10 protein-coding genes are annotated in these 11610 nt (G+C 67.2%); 5 read left to right on the top strand and 5 right to left on the bottom strand.

The annotated features are described in order from the left end of the window. The 4 genes from mrdA to JWP65_RS03325 all read right to left on the bottom strand — a co-directional run. A partial coding sequence (gene mrdA, locus JWP65_RS03340) for a penicillin-binding protein 2 (RefSeq protein ID WP_299760336.1) occupies positions 1-1972 on the bottom strand: 1972 nt, incomplete at its 3' end. A gap of 105 nt (positions 1973-2077) precedes the next feature. Then, positions 2078-2596 carry a rod shape-determining protein MreD gene (gene mreD / locus JWP65_RS03335; protein ID WP_299760335.1) on the bottom strand — a complete coding sequence of 173 codons (519 nt, stop codon included), beginning with the start codon at positions 2594-2596 and terminating at the stop codon, positions 2078-2080. Then, complete coding sequence (mreC, locus tag JWP65_RS03330) at positions 2593-3528, bottom strand: rod shape-determining protein MreC (protein ID WP_299760333.1); 936 nt, start codon at positions 3526-3528, stop codon at positions 2593-2595. The genes mreD and mreC overlap by 4 nt, the downstream gene beginning before the upstream one ends. Before the next feature lie 117 nt (positions 3529-3645). After that, entirely contained in the window at positions 3646-4689 is a 1044-nt protein-coding gene (locus tag JWP65_RS03325) for a rod shape-determining protein (RefSeq protein ID WP_299760332.1), read from the bottom strand. Between the two features lie 170 nt (positions 4690-4859). Here JWP65_RS03325 and gatC point away from each other — a divergent pair, with 170 nt between their 5' ends. Genes gatC through gatB form a run of 3 tightly spaced genes read left to right on the top strand, consistent with a single transcriptional unit; the run spans position 4860 to position 8073 of the window. Next, positions 4860-5159, top strand: a complete 300-nt coding sequence (gene gatC / locus JWP65_RS03320; RefSeq protein ID WP_299760331.1) for an Asp-tRNA(Asn)/Glu-tRNA(Gln) amidotransferase subunit GatC — start codon at positions 4860-4862, stop codon at positions 5157-5159. After that, entirely contained in the window at positions 5156-6622 is a 1467-nt protein-coding gene (gene gatA, locus JWP65_RS03315; RefSeq protein ID WP_299760329.1) for an Asp-tRNA(Asn)/Glu-tRNA(Gln) amidotransferase subunit GatA, read from the top strand. The genes gatC and gatA overlap by 4 nt, the downstream gene beginning before the upstream one ends. Beyond that, on the top strand, positions 6622-8073 hold the full coding sequence (gene gatB, locus JWP65_RS03310) for an Asp-tRNA(Asn)/Glu-tRNA(Gln) amidotransferase subunit GatB (RefSeq protein WP_299760327.1): 1452 nt from the start codon (positions 6622-6624) through the stop codon (positions 8071-8073). The genes gatA and gatB overlap by 1 nt, the downstream gene beginning before the upstream one ends. Here the strand turns inward: gatB and pyrE are convergent. Next, positions 8070-8756 carry an orotate phosphoribosyltransferase gene (gene pyrE, locus JWP65_RS03305; protein WP_299760325.1) on the bottom strand — a complete coding sequence of 229 codons (687 nt, stop codon included), beginning with the start codon at positions 8754-8756 and terminating at the stop codon, positions 8070-8072. The two genes, gatB and pyrE, sit on opposite strands and share 4 nt — an antisense overlap. Positions 8757-8766: 10 nt before the next feature. On the opposite strand from pyrE, the gene JWP65_RS03300 reads away from it, so the two are divergent. Continuing rightward, positions 8767-9558, top strand: coding sequence for an exodeoxyribonuclease III (locus JWP65_RS03300; RefSeq protein ID WP_299760323.1), 792 nt, complete (start codon positions 8767-8769; stop codon positions 9556-9558). A gap of 705 nt (positions 9559-10263) precedes the next feature. After that, the coding region (locus JWP65_RS03295; protein ID WP_299760321.1) for an AsmA family protein at positions 10264-11610 on the top strand (1347 nt) is incomplete at its 3' end.

The following is an 11610-nucleotide window of genomic DNA, read 5'->3' as shown; positions in this document are numbered from 1 at the left end:
GGCCGGGCACGCCGCTTTCGCCCGGCGGCGGCCAGGCCACCTCGCTCGCCACCCGCGGCGTGCCGATCGGGTTGGCGGCCTTGCCCTGGCGCACGGCGGCCATGTCTTCCTCGCTCGGGTACTGGTTCATCAGCCAGTAGTCGAACACGCGGCGCGCGATCGGGGCGGCGGAAGCGGCGCCGAAGCCGGCGTTCTCCACGATCACGGCCACCGCGATCTTCGGGTCGTCGGCCGGGGCGAAGGCGATGTACAGCGCGTGGTCGCGCTGGTGTTCCTCCAGCTTGGAGGCGTTGTACTTGGCGCCCTGGGCCACGCCGACGGCCTGCGCGGTGCCGGTCTTGCCGCCCGACAGGTAGCCCGCGCCCTGGAACACGCGCGTGCCGGTGCCTTGCTGGGTCACGCCCACCATCGCCTTGCGGATCACGGCCACGTGGTCCGGGTTGAAGCCGAGGTTTTCCGGCGGCGCCGGGGTGATCGGCTCGCGCGCCTTGGTCATCGCGTCCTGGGTGGCGATCACCAGGTGCGGCTTGTTCTTGACGCCGTTGTTGGCGAGGATCGCCGTGGCCTGCGCCAGCTGCAGCATGGTGAAACTGTTGTAGCCCTGGCCGATGCCCAGCGAGATGGTTTCGCCGGCGTACCACTTCTTGTGCTCGGGCTTCTTGTAGTAGTTGCGCTTCCACTCCTGGCTGGGCAGCACGCCGCGCACCTCGCCCTGGATGTCGATGCCGGTGTGCTGCCCGAAACCCAGCGGCTTCATGAAGTCGTGCATCAGGTCCACGCCCATTTCGCTGGCCAGCTGGTAGTAGTAGACGTTGCTGGACTTGACGATGCTGGTGTGCATGTCGACCGGCCCCAGACCGTGGTCGCCGTGGCTGCGGAAGACGTGGCCGCCGAACGACCAGGAGCCATTGTCCTGCGTGATCTGGGTCGGCGTGCGCTTGCCGGTCTGCAGCGCCGCCAGCCCCATGAACGGCTTGTAGGTCGACCCCGGCGGGTAGGTGCCGCGCAGGGCGCGGTTCAGCAGCGGCTTGTCGATCGACTCGTTGAGCATCGCCCAGTTTTCCTGGTCGATGCCGTCGACGAACAGGTTCGGGTCGAAGGTCGGCTTGCTGACGAAGGACAGCACCTGGCCGGTCTTCGGATCCAGCGCCACCAGCGCGCCGCGGCGGTCGCCGTACATGTCCTCCACCAGCCGCTGCAGCTTGATGTCGATCGACAGCACCACAGTGTCGCCCGGGGTGGCCGGGCTGCTGGCCAGCTTGCGCACCGCGTGGCCCCCGGCCGAGGTCTCCACCTGCTCGACGCCGGTGATGCCGTGCAGTTCCTTCTCGAAGCTTTGCTCCACGCCCAGCTTGCCGATGTATTCGGTGCCGCGGTAGTTGGCCTGCTCTTCTTCCGGCCACTCCTCGATCACCTTCTTTTCGGACTGGTTGATGCGGCCGATGTAGCCGATCACGTGGCTGGCCAGTTCCCCCCAGGGGTAACTGCGAAACAATCTGGCCTTGATCTCGACACCGGGAAAGCGGAAGCGCTGCGCGGCGAAGCGCGCCACCTCCTCGTCGGTCAGCTTGGTGCGCAGCGGCACCGACTCGATGCTGCGCGACTCGTCCAGCAGCTTGCGAAAGCGCCGCTTGTCGCGGTGCGAGATCTCGACGATCTGGGACAGCTCGTCGACCACGTTGTCCAGCGGGCGCGCCAGCCGCGACGGCTGGATCTCCAGTGTGTAGGCCGAGTAGTTGCTGGCCAGCACGATGCCGTTGCGGTCGAGGATCAGGCCGCGGTTCGGCACGATGGGGACGATGGCCGTGCGGTTGGCTTCGGCCTGCTCGTCGAACTGCTCGTGCTTGAACACCTGCAGGTACACCAGCCGGCTGGCCAGCAGAATGAAGCACAGCAGCACGATCGCCGTGGCCGCCAGGATCCGCCCGCGAAATCGCGAGAGCTCGGCTTCGACGTTTCTGAGTTCGGTCATTGGCAGAAGGGGCGAGGACGAGAGGCTAAGGGCTAGGCTTGGGAAGGGCTGTGGCTGTTTTCCCTAGACCCCAGCGGCCAAGCCCCAGGTCCTAAGCGCCAAGCCCTAGAGAGGTCGATTCTCGTCCGGATCCGGCGGCCGGCGCTGCGGCAGCAACAGCAAGATGCTGATGACCGGCCAGAGTGCGGCTTCGATCACGGGCGCCAGCAGCACCGTCGGCCCTGGATAGGCGCCACCGGCCAGCATGCGGATGGCCAGCTCGATGCCGTGGGCGGCTGCGAACAAAGGCAGCACCTGGACCGCCTGCGAAGGCACCGAAAACCACAGCAGGCGGCGGTGGATGGTGATCGCGAAGTAGCTCAGCGTGGTGTAGGCCAGCGCGTGCTGGCCCAGCAGCGAGGCCTGGTGCACGTCCACCGCCAGCCCGAACAGGAAGGCCGTGGTGACGCCCACCCGCAGCGGCTGGTGCACGCTCCAGAACACGAGCACCAGCGCCAGGAAGTCCGGCATCCAGGCAATGCGGCCCAGCGGCAACATGGTCGCCATCATGGCGACCAGCAGAGAAAACCAGATGAACAGGGGATTGGCGGGCAGCAGCAGCTGCTGGCCGGGACGCATGATCATGGCCGCAGGCTCCCCTTGAGCTGGCGTTTGGGGGCCGGACCCGCGTCCTCGGGCGCCGGCCGCGGCGGGATCTGCGCCAGCAGCGGCTGGAGCACCATCACGTGGCGGGCGCCGCCCACCAGGGCCTGGGGCGCGCAGGAAATGCGGGCGAAGGCCGAGTCGGGACGGCGCTCGACCTTTTCGACCTTGGCCACCGGGATGCCGGGTGGGTAGACGCCGTCGACGCCGCTGGTGGTGAGCAGGTCGCCGGCCTGCACGTCCGCGTTGGCGGCCATGTAGCGCAGCTCCAGCCCGCCGGAGCCGTGGGTGCCGGCGTCGCCGTAGGCGATGCCGCGGGCGCCGGTGCGGGTGTTCAGGATCGGGATCACCTGTTCGCGGTCGGTCACCAGCGTCACTTCGCTGATCAGCGGGTGCACCCGCGTCACCTGGCCAAGCACGCCGGACTCGTCGATCACCGGCGAGCCGGCCTGGATGGAATGCACCATGCCCTTGTCGATGATCACCTTGCGGGTGTACGGGTCGGCCGCGTCGTAAAGCACCTCGGCGGCCGTGGACGGTGTGGTCAGGCGCTGGCGCAACGCCAGCAGCTTGCGCAGCTGGCTGTTCTCCAGCGCCAGCTGGTCCACCTGGTTGGCGCGCAGGGCCTGCAGGATGAGCTTGCGGCGCGACTCTTCCTCGGTGGTGCGCGCGTTGTGCAGGCCGCCAAAGTAGTCGCCGGCGTAGCGCGCCGCCAGCACCGGGCGCATCGCGACCCACTGCAGCGGGAACAGCACGGCGGCCACCGCGGTGCGGACCGGTTGCGTGATCTTGAAGCGCGTGTCCGCCACCATCAGGAACAGCGCCAGCGCGCTGAACACCATCAGCTTGGAGATGGCCGAGTGCCCCTGCTTGAAGAACGGCGGGGGGGTGCGGTCGAGGGTGCCTAATGGCATGGCAAATGACGACGCTGTCGCTCGATGGCGAATGACAAATGACGAATGACGTCGGGACCCTGCATTGTCATGCCAGGCGCAGCCGGCGTGTCATGCCTGCGCAGCAGGCGTCATTTGTCATTCACTCGTGAAGATCGAGCCCAGCCGTTCCATCCGTTCCAGCGCGATGCCGCAGCCGCGCACCACGCAAGTCAGTGGTTCTTCCGCCACCAGCACCGGCAGCCCGGTTTCCTCGGCCAGCAGGCGATCGAGGTCGCGCAGCAGGGCGCCGCCGCCGGTCAGCATCATGCCGCGCTCGGCGATGTCGGCGCCCAGTTCCGGCGGGGTGTGTTCCAGCGCCGTCTTGACGGCCGACACGATGTTGTTGAGCGGGTCGGTCAGGGCTTCCAGGATCTCGTTGGACGAGATGGTGAAGCTGCGCGGCACGCCTTCCGACAGGTTTCGGCCCTTGACTTCCATCTCCTTGACCTCGGAGCCGGGGAAGGCGCTGCCGATGTTCTTCTTGATGGCTTCGGCGGTGGGCTCTCCGATCAGCATGCCGTAGTTGCGGCGGATGTAGCTGATGATGGCTTCGTCGAACTTGTCCCCGCCCACGCGCACGCTGCCCTTGTAGACCATGCCGCCCAGCGAGATGACGCCCACTTCGGTGGTGCCGCCGCCGATGTCGACGACCATCGAGCCGGAGGCTTCGCTCACCGGCAGGCCGGCGCCGATCGCCGCGGCCATCGGCTCCTCGATCAGGTAGACCTCGCTGGCACCGGCGCCCAGGGCCGACTCGCGGATGGCGCGGCGCTCGACCTGGGTCGAGCCGCACGGCACGCAGATGATGATGCGCGGGCTCGGCTTGAGAATCCCGCGCGGGTGCACCATCTTGATGAACTGCTTGAGCATCTGCTCGGTGACGGTGAAGTCGGCGATCACGCCGTCCTTCATCGGGCGGATGGCCTCGATGTTGCCGGGCACCTTGCCCAGCATGGCCTTGGCTTCGCGGCCGACGGCCTGGATCGACTTCTTGCCCTGCGGCCCGCCTTCGTGGCGGATCGCAACCACGGAAGGCTCGTCGAGAACGATGCCTTTGTCGCGAACGAAGATGAGGGTGTTGGCCGTGCCCAGGTCGATGGCCAGGTCGGTGGAAAAATAGCGTCGGAAAGCTCCGAACATGGGGGGAATCCTTGTTTCTTCTGTGAAAGCGGCCGCGGGGAGCGGCCGTTGCACGGGCGGGCGAGGCAGCGCGCGCCGAAGGCGGGATAATACCGCATCCCCTGTGCCGGACGACCCCGCGGCAAGCCCCGCGCTGGTTACATCCGTTATCCGTTCCTTCCCCTCCCATCATGTCCCTCACCCCCCAAGACATCAGCCGCATCGCCGACCTGGCCCGGCTGGAACTGCGCCCCCAGGAGAGCGAGCGCATGCTGACACAGATCAACGGCTTGTTCGCCATCGTGGAGAAGATGCGCGCGGTGGACACCACCGGCGTGGAGCCGATGCCGCACCCGGTGGCCGCCATCCAGTCGGTGGCGCTGCGGCTGCGCGACGATGTCGCCAGCGAGCCGAACGACCGCGCCAACAACCAGCGCAGCGCGCCGGCGGTGGAACGCGGCCTGTTCCTGGTGCCCAGGGTGATCGAATGAGCGCGCCGCTGCACGACCTGGGCGTGGCCGAACTGGCGCGCCGGCTGAAGACGAAGGAGGTGTCCGCCGAGGAAACCGCGAAACACTTCCTGGCCCGCGGCCAGGCCCACGCCAGCCTGGGCGCGTACCTGGCGACCGACGAAGCGGTGACGCTGGCGCAAGCCCGCGCCGCCGACGCCCGCATCGCCGGCGGCGACACGGCTCCCCTGCTGGGTGTGCCGATCGCCCACAAGGACGTCTTCGTCACCAAGGACTTTCCCAGCACCGCCGGCTCCAAGATGCTGGAGGGCTACCGCTCGCCGTTCGACGCCACCGTGGTGCGCAAGCTGGCCGAAGCCGGCGCCGTCACGCTGGGCAAGCTCAATTGCGACGAGTTCGCCATGGGCTCGTCCAACGAAAACTCCGCCTACGCTCCGGTGAAGAATCCCTGGGACACCAGCCGCATCCCGGGCGGCTCGTCCGGCGGCAGCGCGGTGGCGGTGGCGGCGCGGCTGGTGCCGGCGGCCACCGGCACCGACACCGGCGGCTCGATCCGCCAGCCGGCCTCGTTTTGCGGCATCACCGGCATCAAGCCGACCTACGGCCGGGCCTCGCGCTACGGAATGATTGCCTACGCGTCCAGCCTGGACCAGGCCGGGCCGATGGCGCGCAGCGCACAAGATTGCGCGCTGCTGCTATCGGCGCTGTGCGGGCCCGACCCGGACCGCGACTCCACCTCGCTCGACCTGCCGGCGGAAGATTTCACGCGTGAGCTGGACGGTCCGATCGCAGGACTGCGCATCGGGGTGCCCAAGGAGTTCTTCGGCGCGGGCCTGGCCGACGACGTGCGCGCCGCGATCGACGCGGCGCTCAAGCAGTACCAGCAGCTGGGCGCCAGGCTGGTCGAGATCTCGCTGCCGCGCACCGAGCTGGCGATCCCGGTGTACTACATCATCGCGCCGGCCGAAGCCAGCTCGAACCTGTCGCGCTTTGATGGCGTGAAGTTCGGCCATCGGGCCAAACAGCACGGCGACCTGCTGGACATGTACAGGAAGACGCGGGCCGAAGGCTTCGGCGACGAGGTCAAGGCCCGCATCATGATCGGCACCTACGTGCTGTCGCACGGCTACTACGACGCCTACTACCTGCAGGCGCAGAAGATCCGCCGCATGATCGCCGACGACTTCCAGAATGCGTTCAAGGACTGCGACGTGATCGCCGGCCCGGTGGCGCCGACGGTGGCGTGGAAGCTGGGCGAGCACGCCAGCGACCCGGTGGCCGACTACCTGGCCGACATCTTCACGCTGCCCGGCTCGCTGGCGGGGCTGCCCGGCATGAGCATTCCGGTGGGCTTTGGCGCCGCCGGCATGCCGGTGGGGCTGCAGTTGATCGGCAACTACTTCAAGGAAGGCCAGCTGCTGAACGCGGCCCACCGCTTCCAGCAGGCCACCGATTTCCACCTCCGCAAGCCGGAGGGCTTTTGATGTCCACCAGCAAATTGATCCACGGTTACGAAGTCGTCATCGGCTTCGAGACCCACGCCCAGCTGTCCACCGACAGCAAGATCTTCAGCCGCTCGCCCACGAAGTTCGGCGCCGAGCCGAACACCCAGGCTTCGCCGGTGGACCTGGCGCTGCCCGGCACCTTGCCGGTGATGAACAAGGGCGCGGTCGAGCGCGCGATCCGCTTCGGCCTGGCGATCGGCGCGCACGTGGCGCCGCGCAGCGTGTTCGCGCGCAAGAACTACTTCTACCCCGACCTGCCCAAGGGCTACCAGATCTCGCAGTTCGAGATCCCGGTGGTGCAGGGCGGCAACGTCGAGTTCTTCCTGGGCGAGCAGAAGATGTCGGTGCGGCTGGTGCGCGCCCACCTGGAAGAAGACGCCGGCAAGTCGCTGCATGAAGACTTCATCGGCCAGTCCGGCATCGACCTGAACCGCGCCGGCACGCCGCTGCTGGAGATCGTGACCGAGCCCGACATGCGCTCGTCCGACGAGGCGGTGGCCTATGCCAGGGAGCTGCACAAGATCGTCACCTGGATCGCGATCTGCGACGGCAACATGCAGGAAGGCAGCTTCCGCTGCGACGCCAACGTCTCGGTGCGCAAGCCGGGCGCGCCGCTGGGCACGCGGCGCGAGATCAAGAACCTGAACAGCTTCAAGTTCATGAAGGAAGCGATCGAGTTCGAGATCCGCTGGCAGATCGAGCAGATCGAGGACGGCCTGGCGATCCAGCAAGCCACCGTGCTGTTCGATCCCGACGCCGGCGAGACCCGCGCGATGCGGACCAAGGAAGACGCGGCCGACTACCGCTACTTCCCCGATCCCGACCTGCCGCCGCTGGTGATCGCGCCGGAATGGGTGGAGCAGGTGCGCGCCGGCATGCCCGAGTTGCCGCGCGTGATGGCCGCGCGCTTCGTCACCGACTACGGGCTGCCCGAGTACGACGCCACCACGATGACGCAGAGCAAGGCGATGGCCAGCTACTTCGAGGAAGCGGCCAAGGCCAGCGGCCAGGCCAAGCTGGCCAGCAACTGGATCATGGGCGAGCTGTCGCGCCGGCTGAACGCGCAGGAAATCGGCCTCGAGCAGGCCCCGGTGCCGGCGGCCACGCTGGCCGCGCTGATCAAGCGCATCGCCGACGGCACCGTGTCGAACAGCGCGGCGCGCCAGGTGTTCGAGGCGCTGTGGAGCGGCGAGGGCGCCGACGTGGACGCGGTGATCGAGGCCAAGGGCTTGAAGCAGATGAACGACAGCGGCGCGCTGGAAGCGATCGTCGACGAAGTCATCGCTGGCAATGCCGCCAACGTGGAACAGATTCGCGCCGGCAAGGACAAGGCCTTCAATGCCCTGGTCGGGCAGGCGATGAAGGCGAGCAAAGGCAAGGCGAATCCGCAGCAGGTGGGGGATCTGCTGCGCAGGAAGCTGGGGGTCTAGGCGGTTCCGGCGCCGTACCGCTCCCGGTACGCCAGCACCTTCGCATGGTGCGCGCCGAGTTCATCCCCGGCGTGCAGCTCCAGGTACCGCAGCAGATCGTCCAGGGTGGCGATCGCGCACACCTGCAGGCCCAGCCGCTCGCGCACGTACTGCACGGCGCTCCAGTCCACGTCCTGCCCGTTCTCGGTCGCCTTCTCCTGGCGGTCCAGCGCGATGGCCACGGCGTGCGGTGTGGCGCCCACGGCCTCGATCAAGGCGATGGATTCGCGGGCCGCCGTGCCGGCCGACATCACGTCGTCGATCACCAGCACCTTGCCGCGCACCGGCGCGCCGACCAGCGAGCCGCCTTCGCCGTGGTCCTTGGCTTCCTTGCGGTTGTAGGCGTAGGGCACGTTGCGCCCCAGCCGCGCCAGCTCGATGGCCACGGCGGCAGCCAGCGGAATGCCTTTGTAGGCCGGGCCGAAGATCATGTCGAAGGCCATGCCGGAGGCCGCGATCCTCTGTGCATAGAATTGCGCCAGCCGGCCGAGCTTGGCGCCGTCGTCGAACAAGCCCGCATTGAAGAAGTAGGGCGACAGCCGTCCCGCCTTGGTCTTGAACTCGCCAAAGCGCAGGACGCCGGACTGCACGGCAAACTCCACGAAATCCTGCGCCAGCCGGTCCTGGCCCGCATCCGCCACCATTGGAAATCCCTTGTTCAAACTGACCAGCCTCAACCTCAACGGAATCCGCTCCGCCGCCAGCAAGGGCGTGGAAGCGTGGATCGCCGCGAACAACCCGGATTGTATTTGCGTGCAGGAAGTCAAGGCCCAGCACGCCGACGTGGCCGGCAAGTTCGACCAGCTGGCCGGCCTCAAGGGCCACTTCCATTACGCCCAGAAGAAGGGCTACTCGGGCGTCGGCGTCTACAGCAAGCGCGAGCCCAGCGACGTCGTCGTGGGCTTCGGTTCGACGGAGTTCGATGCCGAAGGACGCTATCTCGAGGCACGCTTTGACACGCCGCAGCGCCGGCTGTCGATCATCAGCGCCTACTTCCCCAGTGGCTCCTCGGGCGAAGAGCGCCAGCTGGCCAAGTTCCGCTTCCTGGCCGAGTTCGAGCCGCACCTGGCGCGGCTGCGGCAGGAGCGCGACTTCATCCTGTGCGGCGACGTCAACATCGCCCACAAGAAGGAAGACCTGAAGAACTGGCGCAGCAACCAGAAGAACAGCGGCTTCCTGCCCGAGGAGCGCGACTGGATGACCAAGCTGATCGACCACCACGGCGTGGTCGACGTCTACCGCCAGCTGCAGCCGGACGCCACCGACGCGGCCTACACCTGGTGGAGCAACCGGGGGCAGGCCTGGCTGAACAACGTGGGCTGGCGGCTGGACTACCACTTGGCGACGCCTGGCCTGGCGGCGCTTGCACGGCACGAGTCGATCTACAAAACCGTGAGGTTCAGCGACCACTCACCCATCACGGTGGATTACGACTTCCAGATTTGAAAGGCTGTTCCTCTCGTGTGGTGCATCTTCGGGTCGCGCTCGCCCTTCACGCGCCACTGCGCACTGCCACGTCCTCACGTCCTCACATCACCTGCCAGAGAACATCGAGGTTCGAGGCGACCAGATCTTTGTAGTCGACCTCCACGGATCGTCTTCGATGTGGATCTCCGGGAAGATCGAGCTACTCGGGTCGGCCCTCGCAGGCCCGAACCGGAAAAAGTGGCCCTTGACGGCAAAACAGGGTCGTCGACGTGCACAAGAGCGAACCAAAGGATGGCCGGGCCGCTGATTTCCGACTCCTTCGCCAAGAAGCAAGCGGCGCTGCCGACTGCCTCATGAAGTCGCGACCGCCTTGGACCAGATCGGCTTCTTGCCTTGCTCGCGTTCGCCGCCGCCAATCAGCAGGCATTCAAGGCGCCCATCACGGAAGACATCGGTCATTGCGGCAAGGTGCTGGCGGTTCAACCGTAGCTGGCTGCCATGGCCCTTGTGCCACTGGCATGGCGAGCGCAGTGTCGGTGTGTTCCTGCGGTCCCGCACATGGCTCGTGCATGGCGGTGTAGGCGGGCTCCCACCCGTTGAGGTGCGGTGCACCGACCGGGGCGGGCCTGCCGCGGTGCATACTGCACCGGTATCGGCTTGTCGCGTCGGCTGAAGCGGTACGGCGACACAGCCATGCGCCAACCACCGGCTTTCTGCGACCGCATGAACAAAGCCCTCCAGACATTCCGCGGCGCTGGCCGCAGCACCAAAGTCCTGATCGTCATCGGGGCCGTGCTGGTGCTGCTTGCCCTGCTGCTGGTGTTCTTCCCGTGGGACCTGCTGCGCGGCCCTGTCAACCGCTACGTGTCGGAGCAGACCGGTCGCAAGTTCGAGATCACCCGGCGCCTCGACGTGAAGCTGGGGCGTACCACCCGCGTGTTCGCCGACGGCATCGAGTTCGCCAATCCCTCCTGGGCGGCCGACCCGTACCTGGTGAAGGCCGATTCGGCTGAACTGCATATCCGCCTGTGGCCCCTGCTGAAAAAGCAGGTGGAACTGCCCTTCATCGGCTTGCGCGGGCCGCAGCTCGGCCTGCAGATGGAAGCCGACGGCCGGCGCACCTGGGCCCTGGACAAGACGTCTTCGGACGAAGGCTCGGTGCCTTCGATCGGCCGCATCCAGGTCGACAGCGGCAGCCTGCACTTCATCTCGACGCCGCAGCAGGCGGACATCCGCGCGGAGTTTTCGCTCAAGGAAGGCTCGGGCGAGGCGATGCCCCTTGCCTACCAGGCCAAGGGCAGCTGGAAGAAGCAGCCGTTCACGGCCGTTGGCCGGACCGGGAGCGTGCTGCAGATCGGCAGCAAGACCGAGGCGCAGCAGCACCCCTTCCCGCTGGAGATCCGCGCCGCCGCAGGCCGCACGCGGCTGGATGCGGCTGGCACGGTCGGTAACCTCGCGCAGCTCGACGGCATCGACGTGCGGGTGGATCTGCGGGGCAACACGCTGAGCGAGCTGCACACGTTGATCGGCGTTGTCTTGCCAGGCACGCCGCCCTATGCGCTCAAGGCGCAGTTGCTCAAGCAGGGCCAGGTGTGGAGCGTCAAACAGATGCACGGCGAGCTGGGCGAGTCCGACCTGAGCGGCGAGCTGGTCTACCACAGCGGTGAGCGGGTGCCGCGCCTGTCCGGCAAGCTGGAATCGAAGCGGCTCGACTTCGATGACCTCGGTCCGCTCATCGGACTGCAGACCGAAAAGCAGAAGGCCGGCGTCGATGCGACGCCGCCGGAGGTGCTTGCCGCCAACCGCAAGATGAAGCGCGCAGCCAGCGAGAAGCTTCTTCCCGGGAAGAAGCTCGACTTCAGCAAGTTCAAGGAGATGAACGCCGACGTCTGGTACACCGCGGCGAGCGTGCGCAACATGAAGGCGCTTCCGATCACGCAGCTGAAGGTGCACGTGCAATTGTCGTCAGGTGCAATGAAGCTCGACCCGCTGGAGATGGGCATGGCCGGCGGGCGGGCCACCGGCAGAATTCACGTCAACTCGGCGACCACTCCGGCCACCGCGCTGGCG

Origin of the sequence: Ramlibacter sp. (assembly GCF_028292805.1) — a bacterium.
GTDB lineage: Bacteria > Pseudomonadota > Gammaproteobacteria > Burkholderiales > Burkholderiaceae_C > Ramlibacter.
The sequence above is the reverse complement of the archived record's forward strand: the minus strand, read 5'-3'. Positions and strand labels throughout refer to the sequence as shown.